Below are 15,375 nucleotides of genomic sequence, written 5' to 3' on the forward strand. Positions count from 1 at the left end.
AGAGCGGGAAGACCGTCTACGCTCCGCGTGTGGGCATCAGAATCGTGATCGCGGACGACCAGGCGATGGTCCGCGTCGGGCTGCGTATGGTCGTCGACAGCGAGCCCGGCATGGACGTCGTGGGCGAGGCGGGCGACGGCCTGGAGGCGCTGGCGGTGGTCAGGCGCACCAGGCCGGACATCGTGCTCATGGACATCTCGATGCCGCGGATGGACGGGCTGGCGGCGTCCAAGCAGATCCTCGACGACCCCTCGCCGCCGAAGGTGATCATGCTGACCACGTTCGACACGGACGAGAACCTCTACGCGGCGCTGAGGGCGGGGACGAGCGGGTTCCTGCTGAAGGTGTCGCCGCCGGAGCAGCTGCTCGAGGCGATCAGGGTGGTGCACTCGGGGGACGCGTTGCTGGACCCGGCGGTGACGAGCCGGGTCATCGCCTCGTTCGCCGGGCGGCACGACCCGGCGCCGCCCGCGTCGCTGGAGGAGCTGACGCCGCGCGAGCTGGAGGTGCTGCGGTCGCTGGCCAGGGGGCTGACCAACGCCGAGATCGCGCGGGAGCTGTTCGTGGGGGAGGCGACGGTGAAGACGCACGTGGCCCGCGTCCTCATGAAGCTCTCCCTCCGCGACCGCGCCCAGGCCGTGGTGTTCGCCTACGAGGCGGGCGTCGTCCGCCCTGGCGACTAGACGAGGCGGCCGATGTGGGCCAGGGCCTGCTTCAGCAACACGCCCTGCCCGCCCATCATCTCCTGCTGCACCATCGGCGATGAGGCCTCCTCTGGCGTGAACCACACCAGGTCCAGCGCGTCCTGTCGGGGCCTGCAGTCGCCCGCCACCGGCACCACGTAGGCCAGCGACACCGCGTGCTGCCGCGGGTCGTGGTAGGGCGTGACGCCCTCGGTGGGGAAGTACTCGGCGATCGTGAACGGCTGGGGCGAGACCGGGATGCGCGGCAGCGCCACCGGGCCGAGGTCCTTCTCCAGGTGCCGCATCAAGGCGTCGCGCACCCGCTCGTGGTGCAGCACGCGCCCGGAGACCAGGGCGCGGCTGACCGTGCCGTCCGCGCCGATGCGGAGGAGCAGGCCGACATGGGTGACCGTCCCGGAGTCGTCCACGCGTACCGGGACGGCGTCGACGTAGAGGATCGGCATCCGGCCGCGCGCCGACTCCAGCTCTTCGGGCGAGAGCCAGCCGGGCGTGGTTTCGGTCATTTCGGTCATTGACTGATCGTACTTGGCGCGGCGGGGGTCAGGGACGGAGGGAGCCGAGAGAGAGGTCGAAGTGCCGGCGCCAGGCCGACGGGTCGGCTTCGGCGACGCGCGAGTTGGCCAGGACGAAGTAGGCGAGGTCCGTCGTGTCGAGGTCGGCGCGGACCACCCCCGCCGCGCGTGCGCGCTCCAGGAGCAGCTCGATGACCTGGCTGATCTCCGTACGGTCCAGTGATTCCGAGTCGGTGACGCAGGCGAGCTGGGTCAGCGCCCGGTCGGTGGACTGCTGCTCGCAGGTGCGCTCCAGGAAGAACACCAGCGCGTCCCAGGGCGAGGGCTGCTCCAGCGCCGAGCGCGCCATGCGCGTCCAGGACGCCAGCTTCTCCGCCAGGATCGCGTCCATCAGGTCGGCGCGCTCGGGGAAGTGCCGGTAGAGGGTGCCGATCGCGACGCCTGCCCGCCTGGCGACGGCTTCGAGCGGCGCGTCCATGCCCCGCTCTGCCAGCTCCTGCCTGGCGGCCGCCACCAGCGCGTCGCGGTTGCGCTGGGCGTCACGTCTCATGCCCGCATCCTACCAAAGTCGAGGCATACCCTCATTTTAGTGTTAAGGTGAGGGTATCCCTCGACTTAAGGAGTGTCCATGAAGATCGCCGTCGTCGCCGCGGGACCGGGGCTCGGGGCAGCAGTGGCCAGGAGGTTCGGCAGGGAGGGCTTCGAGATCGCCCTCATCTCCCGCAACCCGGAGAAGCTCGCGGCCGAGCTCGAAGGTGAAGGGCTCACAGTGACCGCGAGAAAGGGGGACGTGCTCGGCGAGAAGGCGCTGACCGCCGCGCTGGACGCGGTAGGGCCCGTGGACGTGCTGCTCTATCACGGCTCGATCGCCCTCACCGCGCTCGCCCCCGTCCGGGCCGTCACCGAGGAGAGCGCTCAGCAGGCCTTCGACGCCACCGTGCTCGGCGCGATCACCTCGGTGCGCGCCGTACTGCCCGGCATGATCGAGCGCGGCCGTGGGACGTTGCTGTTCACCTCAGGGCTGTCGGCGATCCACCCGATCCCGTTCCTGGGCAACGCCGGGCTGGCGGTCGCCGCCCAGCGCAACTACGCGCTCGCGCTGGCCGAGAGCCTGGCGGGCACCGGGGTGCACGTGGGCTACGTCCCGATCGGCGCGCGGATCGAGCCTGGCTCGGCGGCGGCGCCGGAGAAGGTCGCCGAGGCCCACTGGCGCCTGCACGCCGACCGCGACGTCCACGAGGTGGTCCTGGGCGACCTCAAGACCGTCCGCGCCGCCGTAAAAGCGGTTGAAGCCGCCGGTCGCTGATTGGTCTACTCGACGGATGCTGACAACACACATGTCCCACCAGAAGGTCCAAGTCGCCTCTCTCAAGGACATGTACGTTGAATCTGGGCATCCTCGCGCACGTAGACGCCGGTAAGACCACGCTCACCGAGCGGCTGCTGTTCACCGCCGGAGCCATCGACGCCGTGGGCAGCGTCGACGATGGCAACACCACGACGGACTCGCTGGCGCTGGAACGGCAGCGCGGCATCACCATCAAGTCGGCCGTCGCCTCCTTCATGGCGGGCGACGTGCCGGTCAACCTCATCGACACCCCGGGGCACCCCGACTTCATCGCCGAGGTGGAGCGGGTCCTCGGCGTGCTCGACGGCGCCGTGCTGGTGGTCTCGGCGGTCGAAGGGGTGCAGGCGCAGACCCGCGTGCTCATGCGGGCGCTCAAGCGCCTGCGCCTCCCGACGCTGATCTTCGTCAACAAGGTCGACCGGGCAGGCGCGGACGTGCCGCGCGTCCTGGACGAGATCAGGGCCAAGCTCACCCCGTCGATCGTCCCCATGGGCGCCGACCCCACCGAGGTGCTGGCCGAGCACGACGAGACGCTCCTGGCCGCCTACGTGGGGAACAGGAAACCGGGCGAGGCCGAGCTGGCCGCCGCGCTGGCGAGCCAGTCGAGGCGGGGCCTGGTGCACCCGGTCTTCTCCGGCTCCGCCATGAAGGGCAGGGGGATCGAGGAGCTCATCGACGGTATCGCCGCGCTGCTGCCCGGCGCCGGGGGCGACCCGGACGGGCCGCTCCAGGGCACGGTGTTCAAGGTCGAGCGCAGCCCGGCGGGCGAGAAGATCGCCTATGTCCGCCTCTTCAACGGCACGCTGAACGTGCGCGACCGGGTCGGGGACGCCAAGGTCACCGCGATCGAGGGCGGCAGCGTGCGGGCCGGGGAGATCGGCAAGGTGTGGGGCCTGGCCGGCGTCCGGATCGGCGACCACCTGGGCGAGGTGCACGAGAGGAACGCCGTCAGGTTCGCCCCGCCGACCCTGGAGACCGTCGTGGACGCGGACGACCGGGGCAGGCTGCACGCGGCGCTGGCCGAGCTCGCCGAGCAGGACCCGCTGATCAACCTGCGCCAGGGCGGCGAGCGGCAGGAGATCTCCCTGTCCCTCTACGGCGAGGTGCAGAAGGAGGTCATCCAGGCCACGCTCGCCGACGAGTACGGCGTCGAGGTCACCTTCAGCGAGACCACCACGATCTGCGCCGAGCGCCCCACCGGGCCGGGCGCGGCCGTCCGGGTGATCGGCGAGGACGGCAACCCGTACCTGGCCACAGTGGGGCTGCGCGTCGACCCCGGCGCGGGCGTGGTGTTCCGGTTGGAGGTGGAGCTCGGGTCGCTGCCTCCTGCGTTCATGAAGGCCATCGAGGAGACCGTGCGGGCCACCCTGCTGCGCGGCCCGCAGGGCTGGGAGGTGGGCGACGTCACGGTCACCCTCACCCACTCCGGCTACTGGGCGCGGCAGAGCCACGCGCACGGCTCGTTCGACAAGAGCATGTCGAGTACGGCGGGCGACTTCCGATCCGTGACCCGGCTGGTCCTCATGGAGGCGCTGCGCCGGGCCGGTACCAGGGTGCTGGAGCCGATGCACCGCTTCCACCTGGAGATCCCGCCCGACGCGCTGGGCCCGATCCTCCCGGTGTTGTCGCGGCTGCGTGCCGTACCCGAGACGACGACGCCGGGCTGGACGCTGGAGGGCGTCATTCCGGCGGCCCAGGTGCACGAGCTGCGGCAGCTCCTGCCCACGCTCACCCACGGCGAGGGCGTGCTGGAGAGCGCGTTCGACCACTACCGCCCGGTCGCGCGCAACCCGGTGAGCATGATGCCGAGGCTGTAGCGGAAGTCGTCGTCGGGCGAGCTGCCCGCCGCGTGCCGTTCCACCAGGGCCCTGCCGAGGGTCGGGAAGGGGAAGTCGGGGGAGGAGGCGGCGGCCAGCTCCAGGTCGGCGGGCGGGCGGCTCTGCTCCTCCACCGTCCTGCCGACGGTGAAGTGGACCAGCGCCGCCGCCGCCCGCGACGCGTCGGCCAGCTCGAACCCGGCCCCGGCCAGCACCTGCGTGGTGCGCTCGACGAACGTGCCGAGCGCGACCGCGTCGAGCAGCCCCGCGCCCAGCGCCACCCTGGCGCCGTCGCGGTGGGCCAGCAGCGCGCCGCGCAGGGCCTCCATGGCCGCCGACACCCACTCCCACCAGGGCCCGCGCGTGCCGAGCCCGGCCGCCGCCGGGGCCAGCATGGCGTCGGTGAGCCGGTCGAGCAGCGCCCGTTTGCCGGAGAAATGCCAGTAGAGGGCGGGCGCCTGCACGTCCAGCGCGGACGCCACCCGCCGGACGGTCAGCTTGTCCAGCCCGTGCTCGTCCAAGAGCTCCAGCGCGGTGCGCACCACCAGGTCCCTGTCGATCGCCACATTGACACCTTAACAAGTTAAATGCATCCTTAACTTGTTAAGGAGGTAGATCATGGATGTGATCGTTGCAGGAGCGGGGCCCGTCGGGTTGCTGCTCGCGGCCGAGCTGGCCCTGGCGGGCGCCGAGGCCGTGGTTCTCGAACGGCTGGCCGAACCGGCGAGGGCGCCCAAGGCCAGGGGCATCGGCCCGCTGGCGTTCGAGGCGCTCAGGCGGAGAGGTCTGGGCGACCGGATCGCCGCGCACCACCCGGACGGGCTGCAGGACAGGGTCCGCGACCACGGCACGGAGAAGGGCCACTTCGCCTGGATCCACAAGCTCGACCCCCTGGAGCGCCAGGGCGCGCTGATCTGGCAGCCGGACCTCGAGGCCGTCCTGGCGGAGTACGCGGCCGAGCTCGGCGTCAAGGTGCTGCGCGGGCGCGAGGTTACAGCGCTCACCCAGGACGAGGACGGCGTCACCGTGGAAGCGGGCGGCGAGCGGTTCAGCGCCGCCTACGCGGTCGGCTGCGACGGCGGCCACAGCGCCGTGCGCGGGCTCGCCGGGTTCGACTTCCCCGGCATCCAGCCGATCATGACGGTCCGCCGGGCGCAGGCCGACTACTCGGGCGACCTGCCGCCTCAGGGCAGGACGCCGTACGGCACGCTCTTCCACGGTCCCGGCGTGCTGGGCACCTTCGACTTCGACGGCCAGGCGAGCAAGGGGCCGATCACCGCGGAGGAGTTGCAGGACAGCGTGCGCCGGGTGTCCGGCACGGACGTCATCGTGAACAGCGTCGGCGAGGGGATCAGGTTCACCGACTACGCCGCCCAGGCCACCACGTACCGGCGCGGCCGCGTCCTGCTGGCCGGGGACGCCGCCCACGTGCACTCACCCAACGGCGGGCAGGGGCTCAACCTGGGCCTGCTCGACGCCACCAACCTCGGGTGGAAGCTCGCCGCCGCGATCGCGGGAGAGGAGGAACTGCTCGACACCTACACCGCGGAGCGCCATCCGGTGGGCGCCGCCGTCCTGCACAACACGCTCGCCCAGTCGGCGCTCATGCGGCCGGGCCCGCACACGGACGCGTTGCGCGACATCGTCGGCGAGCTGATGGAGCTGCCTGAGGTCAACCGCTACTTCGGCGAGCTGCTCGCCGGGCTGCGCACCCGCTACGACCTGCCCGGCGACCACCCCCTGATCGGTACGTACTGCCCCGACCAGGGGACGGCCGTGGAGGGCGGCTTCTTCAGGGTGGACGGACCTCCCGCGCTGCTGCTGCGTCCCGACGGTGTGGTGGTCGAGGTGGCCTAGACGAGCTTCTCGAAGAAGAACTCGTGCTTGAGGAACGACGTGTCGTACTCGTGGCCGGGATACGGCGGGATCAGCTGCGACGCCTGGAACAACCGCCAGCCGTCCATCAGCGCGGCGACGCCCGTCTCGTAGGGCGGCTCGTCGCCGTCGCCCGTCGTCGGGCTGGTCCTCCCCGTGCCGTCGTAGGTGGCCCAGCCGACCACGGGCGCGTCCAGCGCCGAGGTGGCCAGGAAGAGGACCAGGACCTGCTGCTTCATACCGCACTCACCCGCGTCATCCAGTAGTCGATGTCGAACGTCTCGTCGCCGGTCATGGCGCGCCACAACTTCACCCGGTTGTAGATCTCCAGGCGGCCGGTGGCGTGCTCGTACCAGGGGAACTTGGTGTCCAGCTCCTCGGCGACGCGCGGGTCGCCGAGGTCGGAGGTGTCCCACAGGCGGAACTGCTTCACGGTCGGGTTCAGGCGGATCTTGAACATGTACCGCGCGACGTCGCTGTCGTTGCGCCGCCCGCCGTGCCAGATGCCGTGGTGCACGATCACCACGGTGCCCGCCGGGCAGGTCAGGCGGGTCTGGCCGCGCAGGTTCTGGTAGCGGCCGGTGTCGCTCTCGTTGGTACGCCGAAGGTGGCTGCCGGGCACCGTGAGCGTGCCGCCCATGTCCGCGGTCACCTCCTGCGGGTAGTACATGAGCTGCACGTCGAAGGCGGCCTCCCGCACGTCGATGATGGCGTCGCCGTGCAGCGGCTGCGCCGACCCGCCGTGCGGCTCGCGGATGTGCACGGCGTGGTGGTCGACCGTGGGCTCGTCGCCGACCAGGCTCGCGATGGCCCCCGCGATGCGTGGCACGGTGACGAGGCGGTGGGCGAAGGAGCCTTCGGGGAACGCCTCGCGCAGCGGCGTGCCGTACTCGACCGGGGGGATGCCCGCGTCGAAGGCGGCGATCGCCTGGGAGTTGAGCTCGTCCGGCACGACCGCGTCCAGGCGCAGGTAGCCGTGCGCGACGAACCTCGCCATCTCTACCGAGGTCAGCTTGGTGGTTTGCATGCATCAAACGCTATTGGCGGGCATATCGCTTGTAATGGGGTGTAATCATCGACTACTGGTAGTTTTTCCCCATGGAGCGCGTGGAGCTCGCCCTGGACGGACCGCCCGAGGTGGTCAACGTCGGCGTCGGCCTGCACGGCACGCGCGGCCTGCACGACGTGTTCCAGCTCCCCGACCTGTGGCAACTGCACCTGTACGGCTACGCGGCCGAGCTGACCGTCGAGGGCACCACGCACGCGATCCGGCCGGGCCACGTCAGCCTGATCCCGCCGGGCACCGAGGTCCACTACCACTACCGGGGCAGGTCCCAGCATCTCTACGCGCACCTGCGCCTGCCTCCCGGCCCTCGGAGGACGATCCCGCTGATGCAGGACGCGGGCACAGAGACCCCGCTGCTCACCAGCCTGATGCGCGCCGCCGTCCTCGCCGAGCCCGCCAGGGCGGTCGCCGAGGTGTGGACGGTGTTGTGGCGGGTGGCCCACCTGACCGCGCTCGACCAGCCGGGCCGGGCCCACCCCGCGGTGGCCGCCGCCTTCGCGCACATCGAGGCCAACCTGGGCGACCAGCTGACCGTCCCGGGGGTCGCCCGCGTGGCAGGCGTCTCGCACAACCACCTGACCAGGCTGTTCCGCGCCGAGACCGGTGACACCGTGGTCGCCTACATCCGGCGCAGGCGCATGGACAGGGCCAGGCACCTGCTGCGCGAGTCGACGCTGCCCATCGCCTCGATCGCGGCCGAGATCGGGATCCCCGATCTCCAGGCGTTCAACAAGACCTGCCGCCGTGAGCTGGGCGCGGCGCCCAGGGTCGTCCGCGGTCAGCCCGGGTAGTTCTCCGCCCACTCGGCGTCGCTCATCCGGAAGATCCTCACCGCGATCGAGCCGAGCGCGATGACCGGCGCCCACCACAGCGCGACCGTGGCCGGGCCGTACGGCAGGAAGAGACCGCCCAGGTTGCCGACCGTCACCACCAGCGGCACCCACCACCCGGCGAACCCGGACCGCCACACCACGACGGTCAGCACCGGCAGGCCGATCATGGCCAGGAACATCCACGGCATCTGGAACCCGAAGACCACCCCGGGCAGGTTCAGCATCTCGTCGAGGATCTCCTGCGCCCGCTCGGGAGAGTTGTGCTGCCCCAGCCACCACTCGACCGGGTCGATCATCAGCAGCGCCGAGGTGCTGATGTAGCCGACCGTGGTGATCCCGCCGACGACGAAGCCGAGGCGCGGGAAGCGCCGCCTGGTGAGGTGGACGAGGCCGATCGCGGCCACGGCCATGAGGATCCAGCTCCAGTGGTAGAGCGCGGACTCGGTCTGGGCGAGCGCCGGGTTGTCGCCGTAGGAGACGGCTTCCCTGTCGTCGCCCCACGTCCCCGGGTCGACGACGACGGCGATCGCCTGCAGGAGCGGGGCGAGCACGAGGAGGGTGCCTGCGGAGATCCGCCGCAGGGCGAGGTCGTTCTTCATGCCCAGGAAAGTAGGCGCGGGCGAGGCGCCCAGGCGTCCGCCGTGCGGCGGATGCCGTCTCGCCCACTGGGCGGAGATTGTGGGAAATGAGGGACTTACGTGTATATTTTCCGTCAAGAGCCCTCTGAAGCAGGAGATTTTCCATGACCGCGTTTCCCCGCGTGCTGTTCGACGAGGCCCACAGCGAGGCGTGGACCATCCGGCGTGACGTCGCCGAGGCCATCAACCCGGCGCATCCCGACGACAACAGCTACGCGAAGGCGGCGGAACTGCTGCGCCGCCTCGGGCACACGGTCACGGCCGGTTCGCTCGACGGGCTGGACTCCGCCGACGTCCTGGTGATCGCGCACCCGTCCGGTGAGCGCTGGGAGCGCACGACGGGGCAGGGCTCGCCGGTCTTCACGGCCACTGAGCTGGACGCGATCGAGGCGTACGTGCGCGGTGGCGGCGGGCTCGTGGTGCTGGCCGAGGAGGAGCAGGACAAGTACGGCAGCAACGTGGCCGAGCTGCTGGGCCGGTTCGGCGTCGGCGTCGTGCACACGACGGTCCGCGACCAGCGCAACGCCCATCGGGACGTGGCGACCTGGGTCAAGGGTGTGCCCGCCAGGACCGGGCTGCTCGCCGGGGCGTCCGACGCGTGCTTCTACCGCGCCGGCGCGCTGACCGCGCCCGGCGAGGCGACCGTGCTGTTCGCCAGCTCGCCGTCCGCGGTTCCCGCCGACGCGCCGCTGGCCGTGGCTCTGCCGTACGGCGAGGGCCGGGTCGTGGTGTTCGCCGACTCCGACCTGTTCGGCGACGACTCCATCGAGGACTACGACCACCGGACGTTGTGGGGCAACGTGGTCACCTGGGCCGCGCGGCTGGGCTCCACCAATGAGGCGCGCGAGAGGGACGCTGTGAAGGCCGAGCTGTTCGCCCAGCTCAAGGCCGCGGTGGAGGAGCTTAAGCCGCTCCAGGCCAAGGACGGGTCCGTTCCCGAGGCCCGCGAGCAGGCGTTGCCGCTCGTCGAGACGATCCGCGGCCACGTAGCCGCCATGGCCGGATATTTCCCCCACGATGCCGCCTACCTGGCTCAGGTCGGCAAGGACCTGGAGAAGTGGGCCGTCGAGGGCTTCGGCGTGCCCGACTTCCTCGACTCGCTCGACCTGTTCCACCCCGACACCCAGCGCGAGGACGGGCTGGAGCACCTGGTGCTCTTCCCCATGTACACGCAGAACGGCAACCCGGGGCGCAACATCGAGGCCGTCTGGCTGCGCACCATCTGGCCCGGCTGGCTGGCCGAGCTGGAGTCGGGCGGCTACGACAACCCGATGTTCGTCCCCATCGCCTTCGAGGACTTCACCTCCGGCTACGACACCCACTCCGCCGTGCTCTTCCCCGAGACCGTCGCGGTCAGGACCAAGCCGGAGCGCTTCACCTGGGGCGGCATCTTCGCCGACCGCGAGGCGGCCCGCTTCAGGAAGGTCAGCGAGGCGGCCGTCCAGACGCTGAAGGTCGACCTGCCGCCGGACGCCGAGCGCCTCCTGCAGTCGCAGGCGCTGGCCCAGGACACCTTCGTCATGTGGGACCTGATCCACGACCGCACGCACAGCCACGGCGACCTGCCGTTCGACCCGTTCATGATCAAGCAGCGCATGCCGTACTGGCTGTACGCGCTGGAGGAGCTGCGCTGCGACCTCACCGCGTACGGCGAGGCCGTCCGGCTGGAGAAGGACGGCGTGCCGCAGGCGCGTTACGTGCAGCTCGCGATCCTGTTCGACCGGCTGTTCCGCTTCCCGATCACCGGTGACCGGGTGCGCAACTACGACGGCCTCGGCGGGCAGCTGCTCTTCGCCTACCTGCACCGCAACGACATCGTGCGCTGGACGGACAACCGCCTGACCATCGACTGGACGCGCGTCGCTGACGGCGTGGCCGACCTTCGCGGTGAGGTGGAGAAGCTCTACCGCGACAGCATCGACCGCTCCAAGATCGCGCACTGGCTGGCCGCCTACGAGCTGGTCACCACCTACGTCGAGCCGAACCCGCTGTCGAAGTGGAAGGTGCGCGAGCTGCCCGAGGAGCAGAAGGCCATGGTGGACGCGGTCATGAGCGACGAGTTCCCCCTGAGCATGTTCTACGACGCCCTGCGCCGTAAGCTCGCAGACGTGGTCGAATCGACGAAGGGGATCCGCGCATGATCATCCTCGTGACGGGTGGTGGCGGCCCGACTGGGCAGGCCGTGTCCGAGTATTTCCAGAAAAATGGGCACACGGTCATCGCCGTGGACAAGGAGCACGTCGACCTGCTCGACCGCGCGGCCGTACAGGCGCTGGCCGACGGGATCGAGGCCGAGCACGGCCGCATCGACGGGGTGTTCCACCTGGTCGGCGGGTGGCGCGGCGGCAAGACGTTCGCCGAGACCAAGCTCGAGGACTGGGACGTCCTGCACGACCTGCTGATCCGCACGCTGCAGCACGTCACGCTCGCCTTCGAGCCGCTGCTGCGCAAGAGCGAGAACGGCCGGTTCGCGATCGTCTCAGCCAAGGCCGCCGAGCACCCGACGGCGGGCGGCGCCGCCTACGCCGCGGCCAAGGCCGCGTCGGAGGCGTGGACCCTGTCGCTGGCCGACGCGCTCAAGGACACCCCGTCCGCGGCGACGATCCTCGTGGTCAAGGCGCTGGTCAACGACGCGATGCGGGCGCAGAAGCCGGAGGCGAAATTCGCCGGTTTCACCGATGTGCGTACCCTGGCTGAGGCGATGGGCGACCTCTACGAGCGCCCTGCCGAGCAGATCAACGGCACGCGATTGGACCTCTCTCAGTGATTCCCCGGCACGACCCCGCACTCAAGGCCTTCGCCAGCGACAACTACGCCGGTGTGCACCCGGAGATCCTCCAGGCCATCGTCATGGCCAACGAGGGTCACCAGATCTCCTACGGCGACGACGTCTACACCGAGGCCCTGCAGGGTGTCTTCAAGCAGCACTTCGGCGACCAGGCGCAGGCCTGGCCGGTGTTCAACGGCACCGCGGCCAACGTGGTGTCGCTGCGCTCGATGACCGCCCACTGGGAGGCGGTCATCTGCGCGGACACCGCCCACATCCACACGGACGAGGGCGGCGCGCCCGAGGTCGCCGGCGGCATCAAGCTGCTCACCGTGCCCACGCCGGACGGCAAGCTCACCCCCGACCTGATCGACAGGCAGGCCTGGGGCTTCGGCGACCCGCACCGCGCGCAGCCGAAGGTGGTGTCGATCTCCAACACCACCGAGCTCGGCACCGTCTACACCCCCGAGGAGATCAGGGCGATCTGCGACCACGCGCACTCGCTCGGCCTGCTCGTGCACCTCGACGGCTCGCGGCTGACCAACGCGGCGGCGGCGCTCGACGTGCCGCTACGCGCGCTGACCACCGACGCGGGCGTGGACGTGCTCTCCTTCGGCGGCACCAAGATCGGCCTGCTGTACGGCGAGGCCGTCGTGGTACTCAACCCCGCAGCCGCGACCGGCATCGACTACATACGCAAGACGTTCATGCAGCTGTCGTCGAAGATGCGCTTCGTGTCCGTGCAGTTCGAGGCGCTGCTCTCCGGCGACCTGTGGCTGCGCAACGCCCGGCAGGCCAACGCCATGGGCAAACGGCTCGAAGCGGCCGTCCGCGACATCCCCGGCGTGACCGTCCCGCGCCCGGCCCAGGCGAACGCCGTGTTCGCGATCCTGCCCAAGGACGCGACCGAGCGCCTGCAGAAGCGCTTCCGCTTCTACACCTGGAACGAGGCGACCGGCGAGGTGCGCTGGATGTGCGCCTTCGACACCACGGAGGCGGACGTCGACGCCTTCGCCGCCGCCGTGGCCGAGGAACTCGCCTAGTACGACGGCAGCTCGAAGTCGTATGCGGCGGGCACCATGAAGCGCCGCACCACCCGGCTGACCGGGGGAGTGGACGCCGCGCGCAACACCGCGTGCAGCGTCCTGATCCCGGCGGCCGTGCGCGGCATCGCCAGGCGCGGGGTGCCGGGAGGCAGGTCCTGCGCCTGGGCGACGAAGGGCCGCATGACCCTCTCGTAGGCGGCGAACGCCTCCGCGTGCCCGGCCCGCGACAGCTCGCCCGCCAGCACGTACGCGCCGGCGAGCGCCAGGTTCGTGCCCATCCCGCTCAGCGGCGACGCGCAGTAGGCGGCGTCGCCCACCACCGCCACCCGCCCGCGCGACCAGCGCGGCATGTGCACCTGCGCAACCCCCTCCAGGTAGAAGTCGGCCGAGTCGCGCATCTCACGCAGCACGCGCGGCGTCTCCCCGCCGACCCCGGCGAAGACGTGGCGGATCATCTCCTTCTGCTCGTCCTGGCCGAGGCGGTCGTAGCCGCGCGAGGGTGAGGGGAACGACAGCAGCGCCCTGGTGGTGCCCAGGTTGTCCGGGCGCAGGGTGACGACCCGCCCGCCGGGCGCGTTGAACCAGCGCACCCAGCTCTCGTCGGCCGGTTCGCGGGGGATGGTGAAGTAGGCCGTATACATCCCCCTCCACCGGGTGCGGGTCGTGCCGCCGAAGACGAGGTCGCGCGTCCTCGACCGGATCCCGTCCGCCGCGACCAGCAGGTCGGCCGTCCGTTCCGCGCCGCTCCTGAAGGTCAGGCGCAGCCGCTCGCCGTCCTCCTCGACGCCGGTGATCTCGTCGCCGAAGACGTACTCGGCCTGCTCGCTGGTGCGCTCGTAGAGCAGGGACGACAGCTCGCCGCGCAGGATCTCCAGCTCGGTGACGAACCCCTCGCCGCCGAACGCGTCGGCCTCGAACGCGGCCTTCGTCCGGTCCCAGTGGTCGACGAACCTGATGCCCCGCTCGCCGGTCGACGCCTCGCGGACGGCCTGTTCGAGCCCCATGCGCTGGACCACGGTCTGGCCCGCGCCGCGCACGTCGACGGTCTGGCCGCCGGGGCGCAGGCTCGGGGCGCGCTCGACGACCACGGGGCGCATGCCGTACCGGTGCAGCCAGTAGGCCAGCGCGGGACCGGCGATGCTCGCTCCCGAGATGACGACGGTACGTCCGGCCATCACACCCGCTCCGCTTCCACTGCTCCAGCGGCGTCTCCCGCGTCTCCCGGGCGACGGGCCGGGATGAGCGCGGTCGCCACGAGCGCGATGAGCAGGAAGCCCGCGCCCACGTAGGCGCCGAGCGCCAGGCCCTCGGTCATCGCCGACCGGGCCGCCTGGGCGACCACCGCGGTGCGCGGATCGGCGGCCAGCGGCGCGATGGCCGCGCCCGCGCTGTCGGTGACCGCTCGGGAGAGCTGATCCGCCTGCGCGGCGGGCACGTGCGCGTCCACGAGCTTGTCCTGGAGCCCGGTCCCGAGCGCGGTGAAGAAGACGGTGAAGAGTACGGCGATGCCGAGCGCGGAACCGAGCTGGCGGAACGCGCTCTGCACGCCGGACCCCTGCCCGGAGCTGCTCTCCGGCACGTCGGCCAGCACCACGTTGGTCACCTGCGCCGTGGCGAACCCGACGCCCGTGCCGTACAGGCAGAGGACGGCCGCGATCGTCCACCATGGGGAGTCGGTCGCGGCGATCAGCCCGAGCGCGATCAGGCCCGCGGCCTCCAGCGCCAGGCCGATCCTGACCAGGCCGAGCGCGGACACCTTGGTGGCCAGGCCGAAGCTGGCGCCGCTGGCGACGAAGCTGCCGACCGCCACGGCCAGCAGGGAGAGCCCGGCCTGGACCGCGCTGTAGCCGAGGGTGAACTGCAGCCACAGCGGCAGGACCGCGATGATGCCGTACTCGCCCAGTCCGATGATCGTGGTGGCCAGGTTGCCGTTGCGGAAGGAGGCGATGGAGAACAGCCTGGTGTTCATCAGCGCCCGGTCGGGGCCCAGTCGCGCCTGCCTGCGGACGAACGCCGCCAGCGACAGCGCGGAAAGCACCAGCGCCACCAGGACGGGGGAGGGGCCGCCCGTCCAGCCGTAGAAGGGCTCCGTCGTCATCAGCCAGCCGTACGTGCGCCCCTCGACCAGGGCGAAGGCCAGCAGGCCGAGCCCGAGGATCGACAGCAGGGCGCCGACGACGTCCACCCGGCCGCCGGTCTTCTGCGAGGGCTTCAGGAACATCAGGCCGCCGACGCAGATCACCACGGTGAGCGGGATGTTGATGCCGAACGCCCAGCGCCACGAGGCGTGCTCGGACAGCCAGCCGCCCAGCGCGGGGCCGAAAGCGGCGGCGGCGCCGATGGTCGAGCCCCAGACGGCGAACGCCTGGCCGCGCTCCTTGCCGGTGAAGGTGGCGTTCAGCAGGGCCAGCGAGGTGGGCAGGATCATCGCCGCGCCCGCGCCCTGCAGGAAGCGGGCCAGGATGAGCAGGCCGCCGTTGGGGGCGAGCCCGGCCAGCAGGCTGGTGACGCCGAAGACGACCACGCCGGTGAGGAACAGGCGGCGGGCGCCGAGGATGTCGGAGAAGCGGCCGGTCAGCAGGAGCAGCGCCGCGAAGACGATGGCGTAGGACTCCTGGATCCACTGCGTCTGGGTGGAGTCGACGTGGAGGCTCTCGATGATCGGCGGGATGATCACGTTGACGATCGTGGTGTCGACCACGATCAGCGCCACGCCCAGGGCGATGGCTATGAGGCCGAACCAGCGGCGTCTGTCGTTCACGGGGGTTT

16 protein-coding genes are annotated in these 15,375 nt (G+C 71.0%); 8 read left to right on the forward strand and 8 right to left on the reverse strand.

Features of this window, described 5'->3' with window-relative positions; genetic code table 11:
• The first annotated feature begins 29 nt into the window (after positions 1 to 29).
• Positions 30 to 683, forward strand: coding sequence for a response regulator (locus tag ACIBG8_RS53260; RefSeq protein ID WP_397351096.1), 654 nt, complete (start codon positions 30 to 32; stop codon positions 681 to 683).
• Here ACIBG8_RS53260 and ACIBG8_RS53265 read toward each other — a convergent pair.
• Both ACIBG8_RS53265 and ACIBG8_RS53270 read right to left on the reverse strand, forming a co-directional pair.
• A complete protein-coding gene (locus ACIBG8_RS53265) occupies positions 680 to 1,216 on the reverse strand; it encodes an NUDIX hydrolase family protein (protein ID WP_397351097.1) in 537 nt (178 codons plus the stop codon). The two genes, ACIBG8_RS53260 and ACIBG8_RS53265, sit on opposite strands and share 4 nt — an antisense overlap.
• Before the next feature lie 28 nt (positions 1,217 to 1,244).
• Positions 1,245 to 1,766, reverse strand: coding sequence for a TetR/AcrR family transcriptional regulator (locus ACIBG8_RS53270; protein ID WP_397351098.1), 522 nt, complete (start codon positions 1,764 to 1,766; stop codon positions 1,245 to 1,247).
• 78 nt (positions 1,767 to 1,844) lie between these two features.
• On the opposite strand from ACIBG8_RS53270, the gene ACIBG8_RS53275 reads away from it, so the two are divergent.
• Both ACIBG8_RS53275 and ACIBG8_RS53280 read left to right on the forward strand, forming a co-directional pair.
• Positions 1,845 to 2,522 carry an SDR family oxidoreductase gene (locus ACIBG8_RS53275; RefSeq protein ID WP_397351099.1) on the forward strand — a complete coding sequence of 226 codons (678 nt, stop codon included), beginning with the start codon at positions 1,845 to 1,847 and terminating at the stop codon, positions 2,520 to 2,522.
• Positions 2,523 to 2,599: 77 nt separating this feature from the next.
• Positions 2,600 to 4,381, forward strand: a complete 1,782-nt coding sequence (locus ACIBG8_RS53280) for a GTP-binding protein (RefSeq protein WP_397351100.1) — start codon at positions 2,600 to 2,602, stop codon at positions 4,379 to 4,381.
• Here ACIBG8_RS53280 and ACIBG8_RS53285 read toward each other — a convergent pair.
• Entirely contained in the window at positions 4,333 to 4,947 is a 615-nt protein-coding gene (locus ACIBG8_RS53285) for a TetR/AcrR family transcriptional regulator C-terminal domain-containing protein (RefSeq protein WP_397351101.1), read from the reverse strand. The two genes, ACIBG8_RS53280 and ACIBG8_RS53285, sit on opposite strands and share 49 nt — an antisense overlap.
• 52 nt (positions 4,948 to 4,999) lie before the next feature.
• Between ACIBG8_RS53285 and ACIBG8_RS53290 the strand changes: the two genes are divergently transcribed.
• On the forward strand, positions 5,000 to 6,238 hold the full coding sequence (locus tag ACIBG8_RS53290; RefSeq protein ID WP_397351102.1) for an FAD-dependent monooxygenase: 1,239 nt from the start codon (positions 5,000 to 5,002) through the stop codon (positions 6,236 to 6,238).
• Here the strand turns inward: ACIBG8_RS53290 and ACIBG8_RS53295 are convergent.
• Together ACIBG8_RS53295 and ACIBG8_RS53300 are read right to left on the reverse strand one after the other, a co-directional pair.
• A complete protein-coding gene (locus ACIBG8_RS53295) occupies positions 6,235 to 6,495 on the reverse strand; it encodes a hypothetical protein (RefSeq protein ID WP_397351103.1) in 261 nt (86 codons plus the stop codon). The genes ACIBG8_RS53290 and ACIBG8_RS53295 overlap by 4 nt on opposite strands.
• Positions 6,492 to 7,283: a phytanoyl-CoA dioxygenase family protein gene (locus ACIBG8_RS53300; RefSeq protein WP_397351104.1), complete on the reverse strand. Its 792-nt coding sequence runs from the start codon at positions 7,281 to 7,283 to the stop codon at positions 6,492 to 6,494. Before ACIBG8_RS53300 ends, ACIBG8_RS53295 begins: the two co-directional genes overlap by 4 nt.
• 71 nt (positions 7,284 to 7,354) lie before the next feature.
• Between ACIBG8_RS53300 and ACIBG8_RS53305 the strand changes: the two genes are divergently transcribed.
• Positions 7,355 to 8,113 carry a helix-turn-helix domain-containing protein gene (locus ACIBG8_RS53305; RefSeq protein WP_397351105.1) on the forward strand — a complete coding sequence of 253 codons (759 nt, stop codon included), beginning with the start codon at positions 7,355 to 7,357 and terminating at the stop codon, positions 8,111 to 8,113.
• Here the strand turns inward: ACIBG8_RS53305 and ACIBG8_RS53310 are convergent.
• Positions 8,101 to 8,754, reverse strand: a complete 654-nt coding sequence (locus ACIBG8_RS53310) for a hypothetical protein (RefSeq protein ID WP_397351106.1) — start codon at positions 8,752 to 8,754, stop codon at positions 8,101 to 8,103. The two genes, ACIBG8_RS53305 and ACIBG8_RS53310, sit on opposite strands and share 13 nt — an antisense overlap.
• A gap of 143 nt (positions 8,755 to 8,897) precedes the next feature.
• On the opposite strand from ACIBG8_RS53310, the gene ACIBG8_RS53315 reads away from it, so the two are divergent.
• The 3 genes from ACIBG8_RS53315 to ACIBG8_RS53325 are packed head-to-tail and all read left to right on the forward strand — an operon-like array spanning position 8,898 to position 12,603.
• Positions 8,898 to 10,934 carry a DUF6421 family protein gene (locus ACIBG8_RS53315; RefSeq protein WP_397351107.1) on the forward strand — a complete coding sequence of 679 codons (2,037 nt, stop codon included), beginning with the start codon at positions 8,898 to 8,900 and terminating at the stop codon, positions 10,932 to 10,934.
• Entirely contained in the window at positions 10,931 to 11,560 is a 630-nt protein-coding gene (locus tag ACIBG8_RS53320; RefSeq protein ID WP_397351108.1) for an SDR family NAD(P)-dependent oxidoreductase, read from the forward strand. The genes ACIBG8_RS53315 and ACIBG8_RS53320 overlap by 4 nt, the downstream gene beginning before the upstream one ends.
• The gene (locus ACIBG8_RS53325) at positions 11,557 to 12,603 is read left to right on the forward strand and encodes a threonine aldolase family protein (RefSeq protein ID WP_397351109.1); all 1,047 of its coding nucleotides are present in this window, start codon (positions 11,557 to 11,559) and stop codon (positions 12,601 to 12,603) included. Before ACIBG8_RS53320 ends, ACIBG8_RS53325 begins: the two co-directional genes overlap by 4 nt.
• On the opposite strand, the gene ACIBG8_RS53330 is transcribed toward ACIBG8_RS53325, so the two are convergent.
• Complete coding sequence (locus ACIBG8_RS53330) at positions 12,600 to 13,781, reverse strand: FAD-dependent monooxygenase (RefSeq protein ID WP_397351110.1); 1,182 nt, start codon at positions 13,779 to 13,781, stop codon at positions 12,600 to 12,602. The genes ACIBG8_RS53325 and ACIBG8_RS53330 overlap by 4 nt on opposite strands.
• The gene (locus ACIBG8_RS53335) at positions 13,781 to 15,367 is read right to left on the reverse strand and encodes an MFS transporter (protein WP_397351111.1); all 1,587 of its coding nucleotides are present in this window, start codon (positions 15,365 to 15,367) and stop codon (positions 13,781 to 13,783) included. Before ACIBG8_RS53335 ends, ACIBG8_RS53330 begins: the two co-directional genes overlap by 1 nt.
• Positions 15,368 to 15,375 lie beyond the last annotated feature (8 nt).

This window comes from Nonomuraea sp. NPDC050556, from assembly GCF_044457355.1.
GTDB lineage: Bacteria > Actinomycetota > Actinomycetes > Streptosporangiales > Streptosporangiaceae > Nonomuraea.